General features: G+C 42.2%; 20 protein-coding genes. All 20 read left to right on the top strand.

Translation table 11 applies throughout. The features are described from left to right. Nucleotides 1-753, top strand: a 753-nt coding sequence (gene prmC, locus WAM07_RS11770) for a peptide chain release factor N(5)-glutamine methyltransferase (protein WP_422167080.1), incomplete at its 5' end; no start/stop codon positions are given. A gap of 272 nt (nucleotides 754-1,025) precedes the next feature. After that, a complete protein-coding gene (gene spoIIR, locus WAM07_RS11765; RefSeq protein ID WP_422167078.1) occupies nucleotides 1,026-1,634 on the top strand; it encodes a stage II sporulation protein R in 609 nt (202 codons plus the stop codon). A 54-nt stretch (nucleotides 1,635-1,688) separates the two neighbouring features. Then, nucleotides 1,689-2,000, top strand: a complete 312-nt coding sequence (locus WAM07_RS11760; RefSeq protein WP_422167077.1) for a hypothetical protein — start codon at nucleotides 1,689-1,691, stop codon at nucleotides 1,998-2,000. 223 nt (nucleotides 2,001-2,223) lie between these two features. Further along, nucleotides 2,224-3,264: an L-threonylcarbamoyladenylate synthase gene (locus tag WAM07_RS11755; protein WP_422167075.1), complete on the top strand. Its 1,041-nt coding sequence runs from the start codon at nucleotides 2,224-2,226 to the stop codon at nucleotides 3,262-3,264. A 57-nt stretch (nucleotides 3,265-3,321) separates the two neighbouring features. Beyond that, the gene (locus WAM07_RS11750; protein ID WP_422167073.1) at nucleotides 3,322-3,858 is read left to right on the top strand and encodes a manganese efflux pump MntP family protein; all 537 of its coding nucleotides are present in this window, start codon (nucleotides 3,322-3,324) and stop codon (nucleotides 3,856-3,858) included. 71 nt (nucleotides 3,859-3,929) lie between these two features. Then, nucleotides 3,930-4,538, top strand: coding sequence for a low molecular weight protein arginine phosphatase (locus tag WAM07_RS11745; RefSeq protein WP_422167072.1), 609 nt, complete (start codon nucleotides 3,930-3,932; stop codon nucleotides 4,536-4,538). Nucleotides 4,539-4,825: 287 nt separating this feature from the next. Beyond that, nucleotides 4,826-5,266: a ribose 5-phosphate isomerase B gene (gene rpiB, locus WAM07_RS11740; RefSeq protein ID WP_422167070.1), complete on the top strand. Its 441-nt coding sequence runs from the start codon at nucleotides 4,826-4,828 to the stop codon at nucleotides 5,264-5,266. Between the two features lie 109 nt (nucleotides 5,267-5,375). After that, nucleotides 5,376-5,948, top strand: coding sequence for a TIGR01440 family protein (locus tag WAM07_RS11735; protein WP_422167068.1), 573 nt, complete (start codon nucleotides 5,376-5,378; stop codon nucleotides 5,946-5,948). Between the two features lie 24 nt (nucleotides 5,949-5,972). Continuing rightward, nucleotides 5,973-7,229, top strand: coding sequence for a serine hydroxymethyltransferase (gene glyA / locus WAM07_RS11730; RefSeq protein ID WP_422167066.1), 1,257 nt, complete (start codon nucleotides 5,973-5,975; stop codon nucleotides 7,227-7,229). Between the two features lie 166 nt (nucleotides 7,230-7,395). Then, nucleotides 7,396-8,028, top strand: coding sequence for a uracil phosphoribosyltransferase (gene upp, locus WAM07_RS11725; protein ID WP_089751315.1), 633 nt, complete (start codon nucleotides 7,396-7,398; stop codon nucleotides 8,026-8,028). 37 nt (nucleotides 8,029-8,065) lie between these two features. Further along, entirely contained in the window at nucleotides 8,066-9,214 is a 1,149-nt protein-coding gene (gene wecB / locus WAM07_RS11720) for a non-hydrolyzing UDP-N-acetylglucosamine 2-epimerase (RefSeq protein ID WP_422167064.1), read from the top strand. A gap of 116 nt (nucleotides 9,215-9,330) precedes the next feature. Next, nucleotides 9,331-11,481: a S8 family serine peptidase gene (locus WAM07_RS11715; protein ID WP_422167062.1), complete on the top strand. Its 2,151-nt coding sequence runs from the start codon at nucleotides 9,331-9,333 to the stop codon at nucleotides 11,479-11,481. Between the two features lie 303 nt (nucleotides 11,482-11,784). Beyond that, the gene (locus tag WAM07_RS11710) at nucleotides 11,785-12,003 is read left to right on the top strand and encodes an AtpZ/AtpI family protein (protein WP_422167060.1); all 219 of its coding nucleotides are present in this window, start codon (nucleotides 11,785-11,787) and stop codon (nucleotides 12,001-12,003) included. A 1-nt stretch (nucleotide 12,004) separates the two neighbouring features. Beyond that, nucleotides 12,005-12,385: an ATP synthase subunit I gene (locus tag WAM07_RS11705; RefSeq protein ID WP_422167058.1), complete on the top strand. Its 381-nt coding sequence runs from the start codon at nucleotides 12,005-12,007 to the stop codon at nucleotides 12,383-12,385. Between the two features lie 24 nt (nucleotides 12,386-12,409). Continuing rightward, nucleotides 12,410-13,132 (top strand): F0F1 ATP synthase subunit A, encoded by a 723-nt coding sequence (gene atpB / locus WAM07_RS11700; RefSeq protein ID WP_422167056.1) that lies wholly within the window; start codon nucleotides 12,410-12,412, stop codon nucleotides 13,130-13,132. Between the two features lie 42 nt (nucleotides 13,133-13,174). Further along, nucleotides 13,175-13,387: a F0F1 ATP synthase subunit C gene (gene atpE / locus WAM07_RS11695; protein WP_422167055.1), complete on the top strand. Its 213-nt coding sequence runs from the start codon at nucleotides 13,175-13,177 to the stop codon at nucleotides 13,385-13,387. Nucleotides 13,388-13,558: 171 nt separating this feature from the next. After that, on the top strand, nucleotides 13,559-14,083 hold the full coding sequence (locus tag WAM07_RS11690; protein ID WP_422167053.1) for a F0F1 ATP synthase subunit B: 525 nt from the start codon (nucleotides 13,559-13,561) through the stop codon (nucleotides 14,081-14,083). Continuing rightward, nucleotides 14,080-14,625: a F0F1 ATP synthase subunit delta gene (locus WAM07_RS11685; RefSeq protein WP_422167051.1), complete on the top strand. Its 546-nt coding sequence runs from the start codon at nucleotides 14,080-14,082 to the stop codon at nucleotides 14,623-14,625. Before WAM07_RS11690 ends, WAM07_RS11685 begins: the two co-directional genes overlap by 4 nt. 15 nt (nucleotides 14,626-14,640) lie before the next feature. After that, on the top strand, nucleotides 14,641-16,149 hold the full coding sequence (gene atpA, locus WAM07_RS11680; protein WP_422167049.1) for a F0F1 ATP synthase subunit alpha: 1,509 nt from the start codon (nucleotides 14,641-14,643) through the stop codon (nucleotides 16,147-16,149). A gap of 33 nt (nucleotides 16,150-16,182) precedes the next feature. Further along, a complete protein-coding gene (locus WAM07_RS11675) occupies nucleotides 16,183-17,040 on the top strand; it encodes a F0F1 ATP synthase subunit gamma (RefSeq protein ID WP_422167048.1) in 858 nt (285 codons plus the stop codon). Nucleotides 17,041-17,051: the final 11 nt, after the last annotated feature.

Raw genomic sequence — 17,051 nt, 5'->3', positions numbered from 1 at the left:
ATGTCTTTCGCACAGTTATTAGCTTATGAAAAAGACCCTTTTCCGGAAAGTAAACGTGAGGTCTTCGTGGAGAGTGTTCGGGTTCACGCTGAAACTGGCATGCCTGTCCAGCATATTATAGGAGAGGCTGACTTTTATGGCAGAAGTTTTTCAGTGAATTCAAATGTTTTAGTTCCTCGCACTGAAACGGAAGAACTGGTAGAAGGGATCTTGAAATGGGTGGAAAGCTCTAATAAGGACGAGCCTCAAATAGCGGATATAGGTACAGGGAGCGGTATTATAGCTATAACACTGGCGCTTGAACTGAACAAAGCAGATGTCTATGCAAGCGATATTTCTGAGGAAGCACTGCAAACCGCATCCGGCAATGCTCAAAAGCTTGGAGCGGATATTCAGTTTATTCAAGGCGATTTTTATGCACCGTTCAAGGATATTCCGGTCGATATTGTGGTTTCCAATCCGCCATACATTGCGCATGTAGATAAGGATTTGATGGATGACACGGTAGTGAATTTTGACCCGGCTCTTGCCTTATTTGCAGATCGGGAAGGACTGGCAGCTTACGATACGATTGTGAAACAGATTAAGGATTCGAATCATCGTCCTTCTTTAATCGCTTTTGAAATTGGATATCTACAAGGGGATGCAGTAAAAAAAATAATTCAAGATAGCCTTCCTGAGTACACGATAGAGATTCGTAAAGACATCAATAAAAAAGACAGAATGGTGTTTGCCAGCTGTGTCTCCAACTGATCTTTAAATAAATGTGGAAGTATCTAATGAGGAAATAGTTCGTTATTGTTAGAAAATCCACGCTTAGGGCTTCTAAAAAGCGAATAGTTCTCCGGATTTCTGTACGCCCTAATCATAAGATTGCCCTAGCGCTAAGGTTCCAATTCAAAGAATACGTTAACAGTCCCCCCCCCTTCAGCTTAGAGAGAACAGGTTCATAGATTGATAGGTTTAAATTCTTCCACCTCTGCCTATACTAGCAACTAACAGAGGGACAGGGAGGACTTACCTAAATGAAAAACACTGTACGCTTATTACTGGCATTATTAATTATAATTGTCGTATTACCTTGGGGGCAAAGCACCGGTGCTGAGTGGAAACAATATCAAGTCATTCCTGACGAAGCGATTCGTCTTCGCATACTAGCGGACAGCAATGAGCAAAAGGATCAGCAGATCAAGCGACTTGTACGGGATGAAGTAAATCAGGAAATTAACAGGTGGGTAAAAGATTTAACTTCCATTGAAGAAGCCAGAGATATGATTCAAAATCGTCTTCCTGAGATTGAAAAAGTAGTAGCAGAAACCCTCGAGAAAGAAGATATAAACTACTCTTTTGAAGTAGATTATAACGATTCCGTTACGTTTCCTGCTAAATTGTATGGTACATATATGTACCCGGCCGGTGAATATGAAGCCATTTTAATCACACTGGGGCAAGGGACGGGAGATAATTGGTGGTGCGTATTATTTCCGCCTCTATGTTTTCTTGACTTCTCCAATGGCACAAGTGTAGCACAAGCTGAGGACAAAAATTCAGATAAAATAGAAGCTGAACCTGCAGAGGATGAAAAAGAAGTGAAATTCTTTGTGGTCAACCTTTGGGATAAACTATTTTCCTAGCATATCATCCACACCCTTTTTCATAATGTAAAAGAAAAGGGGTGTGGATGATTCGTGTATATTGAAAAAATGGACGAGAAACTCTACTATTTAAAAGAAGGAAAGCGTAAGATTGGACATTTTCATTTGAGTGCTCAGGGGAATGGGGCATTCAAATTAGAGCAGCTGCAAGTAGTTTCCCAGGTTTCTCCCAGTCAGATTCTGGGTGTTTTTGAATTGATTCAGTATTATGCGCAGGCACAGAAGATGGATGAAATTCATGTGGACAGTCATTCGGGAGCCCTTGATCATATCCTGCAGCATCAGCGTTTTGAACGGCAAGATGTCGAAATGTGCTTGTGGATATATCGAGTTAATCACAACTAACTGTGTATAAGTGGGATACTTATGCACACATGTGTCTATTTCAGTGGATAACCTGTGGATTTTATTTTTTGTATTGTAAAAATTACTAACGGTTTCTTTGGATATGTGGGTATCTTTGTGGATAACTTGAGGACAACCTGTGTATAATGTCTGAATTTGTGGAAACTTGTAGAATAGATACTACTATAACAAGTTAATTGTCGAAGAAAAAGGAGTATTAGAAATGGGTATGATAACGAAGTTGTGGAAACCCTCTGAACAACCAAAGGAATCAGATGTTTCCATACAAGAAGCGGCGTACTTATTGAGAGAACAACAAGTGGTTGCTTTTCCTACAGAGACAGTCTATGGGCTTGGAGCAGATGCTACGAATGAAAGTGCCGTTCAAAGGATCTTTGAAGCTAAGGGGCGTCCATCTGATAACCCTTTAATCGTGCACGTGGCAAGCATAAGAGAAGTAGAGGATCTCGTTACTCATATTCCTCAGGTAGCTCGTAATCTTATGGAAAGATTCTGGCCAGGGCCACTTACTTTAATTTTAGAAAGCAATGGAACAGCCTCGAAAAATGTAACAGCAGGCCTAAAAACGGTGGCTATTCGCATGCCGGATCATGCATTAGCTTTAGCTTTGCTGAAGGCTGCAGAGCTGCCTTTGGCTGCACCGAGTGCGAATCGTTCAGGGCGCCCGAGTCCTACAAAGGCAGAACATGTTCGTCAGGATTTAGAAGGACGCATTGCAGGAATACTGGACGGAGGACCGACAGGGGTAGGAGTAGAATCAACGGTACTGGATTGTACATCTGACATTCCTGCTATCCTTCGCCCGGGTGGTATAACTAAAGAGGATCTTGAAGAGGTTTTGCCTGAAGTGAAAATTGATCCCGCCTTATCCGGGAAAGACACTCCCCCGGTTTCTCCAGGGATGAAGTACACACATTATGCCCCTGAATCTCCATTGTGGTTAATAAAGGGGGAGGATGAGTTCTTTAGGAACCAGCTGCATGAATTACAAGAAGAGGGTTACCGGATTGGGGTAATTGCAAGCAATGAACTGGCTGAAAAACTTCATCATGAATCCGTTCTTCCGTGTGGATCCAGAGAGAACCTTACGGAAGTAGCTAACCGACTTTACGAGGTGCTGCGTGAATATAAAAAGTCAGATATTGACCTTATTCTGTGCGAATATTTTCCAAATTATGGCGTAGGGGCGGCCGTTATGAATCGATTAACAAAAGCCTCCGTTAAGATCATCGAACAGCCCTGACATATAGAGTCTGCTTCCCGCATACGATGAAATAGCATGTCCGGGGAGGGCTCATATTTGGAACAAGTTACGGGGTTGGTTTTGCTTTCGTTAGCCTTAGGTTTGGATGCTTTCTCTGTTTCACTAGGAATGGGACTTCAAGCGGTACGTTTAAAACACGCATTCTTTGCAGGGATTGTTGTGGGTATTTTCCACATGTTTATGCCTGGATTTGGCATGGCCCTGGGACAATGGCTTTCAAGCAGTGCTAGTGAGTGGGCGGCTGTCGGAGGAGGTTTATTGCTTTTCTGTCTGGGAAGCTATACCGTTTTTGCATCATTCACGGACAAGCATAATGCGGCTTATACCCTGGCGGGAGCGGGAATGTGGCTTTTTGCGCTTAGTGTGAGTATTGATAGTTTTCCAGTTGGCTTCAGCTTAGGACTTCGTGAATCGGAGGTTTTTGTTTCTATTTTTTCCTTTGGTCTGTTCAGTATGCTGCTTACTTGGGCGGGTTTTGTTATTGGACGGCGGGCCAGTGGTCTTCTTGGGGTGTATAGTGAATTACTCGGAGGAAGTATTCTCTGCGCGCTCGGCTTGCATGCCATTTTCTGACAAAAATTTTAACTACCTCTTGTACGTATGATATTATGGAGTAAAGCGATAAACGGTTAGGAGAATTGGCTATGAATATATTATTTGTTTGTACAGGCAATACTTGCCGAAGCCCTATGGCCGAAGCTCTCTTAAAAGCAAAGCTCTCAACTATTGAGGCACGTTCAGCCGGTATATTTGCCGGTGAAGGAGAGCCGATGTCCAAAAATACAGAGCTTGTTCTGAGAGAATGGAAGTTTGACATAGATCACAAAACAAGTTCAGTAACGGCAGAGTTGTTAGAGTGGGCTGATCTTGTGTTAACTATGACGGATCGTCACAAACAAACTCTGGCCATTCAATATCCGGATTATCAGGATAAATACTTTACTCTAAAAGAATATGTACTCATTGACGAAAATCAGTGGCAGAAGCTGAAAGAGCTGTACACTAAATTTGAAGAGAAACGTTCTTCCATATTGAGTCATACGGCAAATTTAAGTGATGAAGAAATGGAAGAAAAGCTCCTGACTGATTTAAAATCCGAGATTAAACAGATTGAAGAAATAGAAAACAGCATCCCTGATATTAACATTATCGATCCTTTTGGTGGGAATTTGGATGCCTATAGAACGACGCGGGACGAATTAGATAAGTATATTGAACTTCTCGTTAAAAGACTGAACGGTACCTCTGAATAACGTATATCCATGATGTAGGTTTGAAATGGTATCGAATTACATAGGATAGATCGTTTTTCACCTGTTAGCTGCTGTCTAATAAATTTATGGCTCAAGCGGAATTGCAACTCCTAACGACTTTTAGTCAACAATAAATCTCACTATTAGTAAAACATTCTGATTTTAACAATAGAGCCGGAAAAACGGCTCTATTTTTTTATGTCCCATAATCCTTTTGTTCAATTGACAGCAGCTCAGTAAACTGTCACGATAGGATTGACATTTAAGAAGACGGGAGTGTAGGAGCTATGAAAGTAATTCTTGCTTCAGACCATGGTGGTGTAAATCTTCGACAGGAAGTAGCTGATGTTTTGACTGAACTTCAAATTGATTTTGAAGATATTGGCTGTAACTGTGAAGGGTCCGTAGATTACCCTGACTATGGTATTCCAGCAGCTGAACGAGTAGCTGACGGAGAGTTTGATAAAGCTATTCTTATTTGCGGAACTGGAATCGGAATGTCCATTTCTGCAAATAAAGTAAAAGGAGTACGTGCTGCTCTTGTGCATGATCTTTTTACAGCAAAGGTTACACGAGAACATAACGATTCAAATGTTCTTTGCATGGGCGAGCGCGTCATTGGTCCTGGCCTTGCTAAAGAGATTGCGAAAACGTGGGTTACGACAGAATTTGAAGGCGGCCGTCACCAAAACCGTGTAACTAAGATTGCCGAATATGAGAATAAATAATACAATGAAAGCAGATAAGTGGAAGCTAAATAATGCGGAAGCTGATAACTAAAGGAGGAGCATCCAGGCTTCTCCTTTTTTAGAAATAAAACGATAAGGAGGGGCAGGCGTGATAGATGTCCAAACCATCCAGGATGATACCAGGACTGTAGTGGAACAACTTTTGCAAACGGGATCCATTAAAGATGGTATATTTGTGGTAGGATGTTCGACTAGCGAGGTAGCTGGCGAGCGGATTGGCACTTCCGGAAACGAGTCTATGGCAGAAGTTATGTTCCGTGAACTTAAAAAGATGGAAGATCAGGCGAATATTCATGTAGCTTTCCAATGCTGCGAGCATTTAAATCGGTCGATCGTTGTGGATCGCTCTGTTTTTGAGAAAGAGAGGTTGACAGAGGTCTCAGCCATTCCGGTACCTAAAGCCGGTGGTTCTATGGCTTCTTATGCCTTTAAACATATGGATGACCCGGTCCTGGTAGAAACCATCCAGGCCGATGGAGGACTTGATATAGGGGATACTTTAATTGGAATGCATTTGAAGCGGGTGGCCGTCCCGGTGCGTATTGAGCAGAAAACGATTGGATCCGCCCACATTACGGCTGCCAAAACGCGGCCTCCTTTAATCGGAGGAGTCCGGGCTGTTTATGAAAGGATAGAAGAAGAAGGTTCATGTGACGAATAGGAATGGAAAGGGGAACGGTTTACTATGAATCAAGTGAAATCAACAGACGCAGAGGTATTTGCAGCTATTCAGGATGAAAGAGATCGTCAACAGAATAATATTGAGTTAATAGCTTCTGAAAACTTTGTTTCCGAGGCTGTGATGGAAACAATGGGTTCCGTTATGACTAATAAATATGCGGAAGGATATCCTGGCCGTCGTTACTATGGAGGCTGTGAGCATGTCGACGTCGTAGAAAACCTGGCTCGTGACCGTGCGAAAGAGCTTTTTGGTGCGGATCATGCCAACGTCCAGCCTCATTCCGGTGCCCAAGCCAACATGGCTGTTTATTTTACCGTTCTTGATCACGGAGATACCGTACTTGGAATGAATCTAAATCACGGAGGACATCTTACACACGGAAGTTCTGTAAACTTCAGTGGCAAGCTGTACAACTTTGAAGAATATGGCGTTGAAGAAAATGATGAACGAATTAACTATGAAGCCGTATTGAAAAAAGCGAAAGAAGTCCAGCCTAAGCTGATTGTTGCCGGCGCGAGTGCTTATCCACGTGAAATTGATTTTGCTAAATTCCGTGAAATTGCGGATGAAGTAGGAGCTTATCTTCTTGTAGATATGGCGCATATTGCCGGTCTGATTGCCTGCGGTCTCCACCCTAACCCAGTGCCGCATGCGCATTTCGTTACAACTACGACTCATAAAACCCTTCGCGGCCCACGCGGCGGTATGATTCTTTGTCAAAAAGAGTTCGCGAAAAAAATCGATAAGAATGTGTTTCCTGGTATGCAGGGTGGTCCGTTGATGCATATAATTGCTGCCAAAGCTGTTTCCTTTAAAGAAGCGCTGCAACCGGAGTTTAAAGATTATTCCAAGCAGATCATTGCAAATGCTAAACGTCTAGGGGAATCACTTGTAGATAAAGGTGTCGACATTGTATCGGGCGGCACGGATAATCATCTGCTTTTATTGAATCTGCAAAAGAAAGGTCTTACAGGAAAAGTGATCGAAAAGGCCTTGGATGATATTGGTATTACAACCAATAAAAATACGATTCCTTTTGACACAGAAAGCCCATTTGTAACGAGTGGAATCCGGATTGGAACCGCTGCTGTAACAACTCGCGGTTTCAAAGAAAACGAGATGGATGAAATAGCAGACCTAATTGCTTTCACTCTTGAGCATCACGATAATGAAGAAAAAATGAAAGAAGCGGCAGAGCGTGTGCGTGAGCTGACTTCCCGTTTCCCTCTTTACCAAACTTTAAATTATTCTTCTATTTAATAGAAGATAGCCGTCAGCCTGGTGCTGGCGGCTATTATTATGTCTTAGGATATACCAGTAGGAAAGAATGGAGAGGACCGGGCAAATTCATATTTATCGGGTTGCAGTTCATCTTGTTTTTCAGTACAATTTAAAGGATGCAAACTATGAGAAGGAGTGATCGGCAATGGGAAAGGTATATGTACTGGATCATCCGTTAATTCAGCACAAACTGACGTACATACGTAAAAAGGAAACAGGGACGAAGGATTTTCGTGAACTAGTTGACGAAGTCGCCGCATTGATGGCTTTTGAAATTACTCGTGATCTGCCTCTTGAAGAGGTTGAAATTGATACCCCTGTCACATCCGACGCAAAAGCTAAAGTACTGACGGGTAAGAAAATTGGACTTGTACCCATTCTTCGTGCCGGTCTAGGTATGGTAGATGGAATTGTTCAGTTGATTCCTGCCGCTAAAATAGGACATGTCGGACTTTATCGCGACCCTGAAACACTGCAGCCGGTAGAGTATTATGTCAAACTTCCTAGTGATATTGAAGAACGTGAACTTATCGTCATTGACCCAATGCTTGCTACAGGCGGCTCAGCCAATGAGGCTATCCATTCATTGAAGAAAAGAGGAGCCCGCCAAATTCGCTTAATGTGTCTCGTTGCAGCGCCTGAAGGTGTAGATGCTGTTCGTGAAGAGCACCCGGATGTCGATATCTATCTCGCAGCTCTTGATGAGAAGTTAAATGAAAAAGGCTACATTGTTCCAGGTCTGGGAGATGCCGGTGACCGATTGTATGGTACAAAATAAATAGAATTATTCAAGCTCCATTAAGGGAGGTACATTCATGGCAGAACGCATAAAAGTAATGACCATTTTTGGGACGAGACCGGAAGCTATTAAAATGGCTCCGCTTGTTCTGGAATTGAAAAATCGTTCCGACCAGTTCGAACCAATTGTCACGGTAACAGCGCAGCATAGAGAAATGCTGGATCAAGTGATGTCGATTTTTGGTATTGAGCCCGATTTTGATTTAAATATTATGAAGGCGCGTCAAACCCTGGCACAAGTGACGACCCGTGCCCTTGAAGGCCTTGATGAAGTTATGAAAGAAACAAAACCTGATGTGGTTCTTGTACATGGGGATACAACTACGACTTTTGCGGCTTCACTTGCGGCTTATTATAACCAGATTCCTGTTGGCCACGTAGAAGCAGGGCTTCGAACATGGAATAAATACTCTCCTTACCCTGAGGAAATGAATCGTCAGCTGACTGGGGTCATGGCGGATTTACATTTTGCTCCGACAAATAAATCCATGGATAATCTGCTTGCAGAAAACAAGCCTACCAACCAGATTTTTGTCACAGGAAATACAGCCATTGATGCGCTGCAAACGACCGTTAAAGACGATTATGCCTCAGAAGTGCTTGATGAACTTGGAGATAAAAGGTTAGTTCTGATGACCGCTCATAGACGTGAAAACCTTGGGAATAATATGAAACAGATGTTTCGAGCTATTAAGCGCTTAGTGGAAGAACATGATGATATTCAAGTGATCTATCCTGTACACCTGAATCCGGCCGTTAAAGAAACGGCTGATGAGATTCTGGGAAATGATGATCGTATCAAATTAATTGATCCACTTGATGTGATTGATTTCCATAACTTTGCTTCCAGAGCTCATTTAATCCTTACTGACTCAGGAGGCGTCCAAGAAGAAGCACCTTCACTTGGAGTTCCTGTATTGGTTCTTCGCGACACTACTGAGCGTCCGGAAGGAATTGAAGCAGGAACGCTGAAGCTTGCCGGTACAGAAGAAGATCATATTTTCCATTTAGCAAATGAATTACTGTCTGATGAAGAAAAACATAAAGAAATGTCGCATGCTTCCAATCCATATGGGGATGGAAAAGCATCTGCCAGAATTGCTGAAGCGATCCGGTATTTCTTTAATCATCGTGAAGATAAGCCAGCACCGTTTGAAATTGAATAATGGTTAAAAGATCAAATCCATAAGGGTTTGGTCTTTTTTTATACAAAAATTGTCTGGGCACATTCATGCATAGCTGTACTTATCCATCACAAACTAACTAAAAAGGAGACTGGCCTATGCGTTTGCTGCACTTGTTCATTCTTTTATTACTTCTTACAGGCTTTCAGTCCCCGGATGGAAAAGATGAAGTAACCGTTATTATTGAGACGGAAGAGTCCGCATCCCTTCTTGCAGAACAAATTGAGTCAAGAATTCCGCGGCTGGAGATTGTGGCACAGTATGACACGATCTTTAACGGTCTGGCAGTTAAAGGGAGGGCTCAAGAACTTGAAAAACTTGCTCGTATGGATATGGTAGTGAATCAGTATCCAGTCGTAAATTATAAAAGTCTGCAACAGGAAATGGGCACCTTTTCTACTCAAGTAATCCGCGATCAATATCATCTTTCCTATACAGGTCAAGGGGTAAAAGTCGGTGTCATTGATACAGGAGTGGACTATTCTCATCCGGATCTACAAAAGAACTACAAAGGTGGTTTTGATACCGTAGATTTTGATAATGATCCCATGGAAACGAAAGGGGAAGGCGCGACCATGCATGGATCTCATGTAGCGGGTGTCATTGCGGCTGATGGAAAAATGAAAGGGATAGCTCCAGATGCTGAGTTATACGCATATCGGGCATTAGGACCAGGGGGGATTGGATCCTCGGTGCAGGTTATCGCTGCTCTGGAAGAAGCGGTTAAAGAGGGAATGGATGTGATCAATCTTTCACTTGGTAATGATGTGAACGGTCCGGACTGGCCCACTACACATGCTGTTAATAGAGCGGTAGAGCTTGGCGTGACCGTTATAGTTGCAGCTGGTAATTCGGGGCCGGACGCTTGGACTGTAGGATCCCCTGCCACTTCATCAAAGGCCATAACCGTAGGGGCTTCGGCACTTCCTTCAAAAGCTCCGGTATTTGGAATTCCTGGAGACGATCGCCATATCCCTGTTCAAGTACTGCTCGGGTCAGAGCCATGGGAACTTTCCAGAAAATATCCTTTAGTGGACGCTGGCAGAGGAGAAGAAGAACTGAATGATGCTTCCGGAAAAATCGTGTTGTTTGAACGTGGGGTAATTCCTTTTCAGGAAAAAGCTTTTAAAGCTTATCAAGCTGGTGCGGCCGGTGTGGTTATATACAATAATGAACCAGGCTTATTTCAGGGTTCGTTAGAGAACCTTTCCATTCCAATTCCGGTCGCTGCTGTATCCCAAAAAGATGGGGAGTGGCTGATTCAACAGGGAGTTCAGCAGAATCAATGGCTGGAAACTACCGAAATTTCACTTGATCATAGAATGGCTCCTTTCAGTTCTCGTGGTCCCGTAACGACTACATGGGGATTAAAACCAGATGTGGTAGCACCGGGTGTAAACATTTTAAGCACGGTACCGGGAGGATATGCAGCACTGCAAGGAACGAGTATGGCTGCTCCGCATGTTGCAGGACTTGCAGCTTTATTAAAAGAAGCTTACCCGGATTGGTCTCCTCAGCAAATAAAAAGGGCTATGATGAGTTCAGCAGATATTCTTGAAAAAGATAATCTTCCTTATTCGCCTACTGAACAAGGTACGGGCTTTATTGATATAGAAGAATCATTCGACCCAACTCTGTTAATCGAACCTGGCTCGCTTGCTTTTGGGCGCGTGGATCAACCATTGTTAAATAAAAAAGAAGTATTGAAGCTTACAAATCCGACTAATGAGAGTCAGACAGTACACCTTGAAGTCCCGGTTCGTGAAAATGGGAGCAGGTGGGACATCCCGACCACTGTCCATTTGGAACCGAATGAAACGAAGGAAGTAGAGATTGGACTCCATCTTACGAAATCCTTTCTTAAACCTGGAGTTCATCAGGGCTTTATCAAACTGAAAAATCAAGATCACGACTTCCACGTTCCTTATCTTTACATGATTGGAACGTCTGATTATGAAAAAGTGTCCGGTTTGGAATTATCATCTAAATGGGCGGATGCAAGGCGATACACTTATCGCTTCCATCTTACGGAGTCCGTAGATAAAATCACTGTCGATCTATACAGAGCCGGTACCATGCTCTCTCATGGGAGGTTATTTGAACTTGATGACCCTCAGCCGGGTATGGTACAAGGTGAATTTAAAGTGAATATGAATCATCTTGAAGGGGCTTATATAGCTGTCTTTACTCTCGAGTATGAAGACCAGAAAGAAAGCTATCCATTCCCAGTAAAATTCACATCTTCATAAGAACCAGTACTTTCCACCTCAGGTCATCCATAAAATGGATGACCTGAGGTGGAAAGTTTTTGTAGAAATAACAAAAAACATATATATTTCTGGTATAAAACTGGTAAAATGGTACAAGTAAGTTTTGTCATAAATGTGACGAAAATGTGATCGAAAAGTGTCATACATTTGTATTTTTAATCACATACTCATTGACATCACATAACCCCTAATGTATTCTTACATAGTGTGGGATGATAAGGTTTTCATAAGGAATTGCAAAGGTTCTGACACTTTTTTATTCTTGTGAAATGAGGCTTGTAAATGAAAGATTCCACCCCCCCTTTTCGAGCCATGGCATTAACAAGTGCTATCGTTTCTCAGCTTGCCGGCGGACCACTTGTCGGTGTTTATCTTGGGAAATGGATAGACGGTCAGTTTTCCACAGAGCCTACCTTCTTAATTATGGGGATTTTTCTAGGATTAGGAGCAGGTACATATGGGACCATTCATTTAGTACGGACGTACACGGGAGACGATTAGCATGAAGCATTACCAACAGATGATGGCCCGTCAGCGAAAATGGATGTTTTACCTTCTTGCATTACTTGTTATAGGGTGGGGGTTTTCACCATGGGAACCAATATTCCTAGGTCTCCTTTTAGGAACCACTCTTAGTTTTTACAACCTCTGGACAATGCAAAGAAAAATCCACAAATTAGGTAAGCATTCCGCGGAAAAACCATTTTCAAAAAAACGTAAACCGAGCATCGGTACATTATCACGTTTAGCTACAGGGGCACTTGCTGCCGTCGTAGCTCTTCAATTCGAGGAACATTTCCACATTATTTCAGTAGTATTGGGCTTAATGACAGCCTACCTTGTCATTTTTATAGATTACCTTATTTATAAGTCAACAGAATAGCATGATGGAAGAGAGGTGAACAGATTGAATCACGAAGCACCGATGTGGAATGACGCTTTTGGTCTTTCTTGGCTGGATTTTAATCTTTCAAATATTTTAATGATGTTCATTGCATCCGCAATTGTACTAATCATTACTATAGCAGCTACGAGAGGGCTGGAGCGTCGGCCAAAAGGTTTTCAAAACTTTATTGAGTGGCTCATTGATTTTGTGAAAGGCATTATTGGTTCTAACATGGACTGGAAAGTTGGAAAACTATTTCTACCTTTAGGGCTGACTCTCTTCACATATATCTTTGTCTCCAATATGTTAGGTGTTGTGACGATTTGGGCTCCAGGCAATGTTTTATGGTGGAAATCGCCTACATCTGACCCAGGAATCACGATTACCTTAGCTGTTATGGTCGTAGTACTCACCCACTATTATGGGGTGAAACTAAGAGGTACCTCTGAATATGGAAAGGACTTCATACGTCCGCTTCCTTTTCTTCTACCTTTTAAGATTATTGAGGAGTTTGCGAACACATTGACGTTAGGTCTGCGACTTTACGGAAACATTTATGCCGGTGAAATTTTACTTGGCCTTCTAGCTGGGATTGCATCAGCAGGTTTTCTAGGGTTTTTAGGAGGCGCCATCCCAATGTTGGCGTGGCAGGCTTTCAGTACATTTATAGGCTTTATCCAGGCATTTATTTTCACCATGTTGACAATGGTTTACATGTCTCACAAAGTGAGTTCTGACCATTAATTAATACAATAAATTTTTAAATACATTGAGGAGGAATTTTAGATGAATCTAATTGCAGCAGCAATTGCAGTAGGTCTTGCAGCCGTAGGTGCAGGTATTGGTAACGGTCTAATCGTAGGTAGAACAGTTGAGGGAATTGCACGTCAACCAGAACTACGTAGTGTACTTCAAACTACAATGTTTATTGGTGTAGCACTAGTTGAGGCACTTCCGATTATCGGTGTCGTTATTGCGTTTATCGTATTAGGGTCATAATAATCGTGAGAGTATTCGGTCAATGGCGGAGTGTTCACTTTCGCCATTGGGTTCTCTCTAACAGAATATTATTAACCCATTTTTAGTACTAAGAAACTTCGACTTAAAAATTTTAAGCCGAATTTTTGTTATGTATAGCCCATTTCGGGACCGTTGAAAGGAGTGAGCAAGGTGCAAAACTTTACAGGAGTATTTATCCTAGGGGCAGAGGGCGGACTGAATCTTGGTGATATGATCGTCCAACTGATTCTATTTCTTGTCCTACTAGCATTACTCAAGAAATTTGCTTGGGGACCCTTTATGAACATGATGAAAGAGCGCGAGGATTATATCTCTAATGAAATAAATACGGCAGAAAAGAGCCGTGAAGAAGCGCAGCGCATGCAGCGTGAAGCTTCTGAAGAGTTGAAAAAGACTAGGCAGGATGCACAAAAAATCATCGAAGATGCACGTAAAACGGCTCAACAGCAGGAACAATCGATTGTGAATTCTGCTCGTAATGAGGCAGAACGAATGAAAGATGCTGCAAAAGAAGAGATTGTTCAAGAGAAAGACAAAGCTATTCAGTCGCTTAAAGATCAGGTGGCTACTATGTCTGTCATGATCGCGTCTAAAGTGATTGAAAAAGAACTCTCTGAACAAGATCAGAATGAATTAATTCAGCAATATATTGATGAAGCAGGGAAAGAACGATGAGTGACACAATTGTTGCAAAGCGTTATGCAAATGCTCTTTTTCAACTCGCCCAAGAACAGTCGAAGCTAGAACAATTTGAACTTGAACTTAAAACCGTTGGTGCTGTGCTTCAAAACAACGCTTCTTTCTATACATTTCTGAAACATCCCAGAATAACATCGGATCAGAAAAAACAAGTCATTAGCGACTCTTTTAAATCTATCTCGGACGAACTGATTAATACAATGAAATTGTTAGTCGATCGTCATAGAGAAGAAACGATTCCTGAATTCATTCACCAGTTCATAACGATGGTAAATGAAAAAAAAGGAATTGCGGATGCCACGGTATACTCTACCCGTGAGTTGTCTGAAAATGAGCAACAACAAATTTCTAATACCTTTGCCAAAAAAGTAAGTAAAAAATCATTGATAATAACGAATATCGTGGACCCTTCTTTACTAGGTGGTATTCGAGTAAGAGTGGGAAATCGTATTTTCGATGGTTCCGTTAGTGGTAAATTAAACCGCTTAGAGCGTGAACTAGTCTCGAATAAAAGATGATAGGGGTGAAATGGCATGAGCATCAAAGCTGAAGAAATCAGTGCACTGATCAAACAGCAGATTGAAAACTATGAATCAGATATAGAAGTCAAAGATGTAGGGACCGTAATTGAAGTAGGTGACGGTATAGCACGTGCACATGGCCTTGACAATGTCATGGCTGGTGAGTTGGTTGAATTTTCTAATGGCGTCATGGGATTGGCGCAGAACTTAGAGGAAAGTAATGTTGGTCTTGTCATTCTAGGACCATATACAGATATTAAAGAAGGAGACGAAGTTCGCCGAACAGGTCGCATTATGCAAGTACCCGTTGGGGAAGAAATGCTTGGCCGCGTCGTAAATCCTTTAGGACAGCCTGTAGATGGAAGAGGACCAATTGAAACTACGAAAACACGTCCGATTGAATCACCAGCACCTGGTGTTATGGATCGTAAGTCCGTTGATGAGCCGCTTCAAACAGGTGTTAAAGCAATTGACGCACTTGTTCCAATTGGCCGTGGCCAACGGGAATTAATCATCGGTGACCGTCAAACAGGTAAAACATCAGTAGCTATCGATGCGATTATAAACCAGCATGATCAGGACATGGTCTGTATTTATGTAGCGATCGGTCAGAAGGAATCAACCGTCAGAGGTACAGTAGAAACTCTACGTCGTCATGGTGCATTGGATTACACGATTGTTGTAACAGCGAGTGCTTCTCAACCAGCTCCTCTCTTGTACCTTGCTCCATATGCAGGTGTATCTCTTGGGGAAGAATTCATGTATAACGGTAAACATGTACTGGTGGTATATGATGATCTTTCTAAACAGGCTGCTGCTTACCGCGAACTGTCCTTGCTACTTCGCCGTCCGCCGGGCCGTGAAGCATTTCCTGGTGATGTCTTCTACCTGCACTCTCGTTTACTTGAACGTGCGGCTAAATTGAGTGATGCAAACGGTGGAGGTTCACTAACAGCGCTTCCATTTGTTGAGACTCAAGCGGGGGATATCTCTGCTTATATTCCAACAAACGTTATTTCCATTACTGATGGACAGATCTTCTTGCAATCTGATTTGTTCTTCTCAGGTGTACGACCAGCAATCAATGCAGGATTATCAGTTTCCCGTGTAGGGGGTTCTGCTCAAATTAAAGCAATGAAGAAAGTTGCCGGAACTTTACGTCTGGACTTAGCGTCTTATCGTGAGTTGGAAGCTTTCGCTCAGTTTGGGTCTGACCTTGATAAATCTACTCAAGCAAAACTGAACCGCGGTGCGCGTACTGTTGAAGTTCTAAAACAAGGACTCCATCAGCCACTAGCTGTTGAAAAGCAAGTTATGATTATTTACGCACTCACAAAAGGATTCTTGGATGATATTCCAGTAGACGATGTTACTCGTTTTGAATCTGAATTCCACAGTTGGTTAGACAATAATCGTAAAGAACTGCTTTCTCAAATTCGTGAAACTGGCAAATTGGCAGAAACTGATGATATGAGTGGAGCCGTAGAAGAATTCAAAAAAACTTTTGTTGTTTCTGAATAATTGAGTCATAGCTGGAAAGGGTGGTGAAACAGCGTGGCATCCCTTAGAGACATTAAAGGACGGATAACTTCAACTAAAAAAACGAAGCAGATTACAAAAGCCATGGAAATGGTGTCAGCTTCTAAATTAAATAAAGCGGAGCAAAATGCTAAGTCGTTTGTTCCTTACAGTGAAAAAATTCAAGAGGTAGTAGCAAATATCTCAGCTGGTACAAGCAGCCGACATCCAATGCTTCAGAGCCGTGAGGTTAAGACCACAGGTTACTTGGTCATTACTTCAGATCGTGGGTTGGCCGGTGCTTACAATAGCAGTATTCTGCGTAAGGTATATCAGCAAATTAGTACGAAACATACCTCAGCAGACGAATATAAGCTCATAACAATCGGCCGAGTTGGACGTGATTTCTTCCGAAAACGTAATATGCCAGTAGATATGGACATCACCGGCTTAGCAGATCAGCCTGATTTTGCTGATATTAAAGATATTGCTAAAGATACGGTACAATTGTTTACGGATGAAGAAATTGATGAGCTGTATCTCTATTACAATCATTATGTTAGTGCGATCACACAAGAAGTAACAGAAAGAAAAGTGCTCCCTCTAACTGAATTAAACGAAGAGAGATCGGCATCAAGCTCTTATGAATATGAGCCCGATGAAGATAAGATATTAGATGTACTACTTCCACAGTACGCTGAAAGTTTAATTTACGGAGCTTTACTGGATGGAAAAGCCAGTGAACATGCAGCACGTATGACGGCTATGAAGAGTGCTACAGATAATGCGGATGATTTAATCGACGATCTGACACTTTCTTATAACCGTGCGCGACAAGCTGCTATTACTCAGGAAATTACAGAAATTGTGGGCGGTGCAGCTGCCTTAGAATAGTAATACCTGAT

The organism is Halobacillus sp. (genome assembly GCF_049282395.1).
Taxonomy (GTDB): domain Bacteria; phylum Bacillota; class Bacilli; order Bacillales; family Halobacillaceae; genus Halobacillus.
This window is presented reverse-complemented; position numbering and strand designations above follow the sequence as displayed.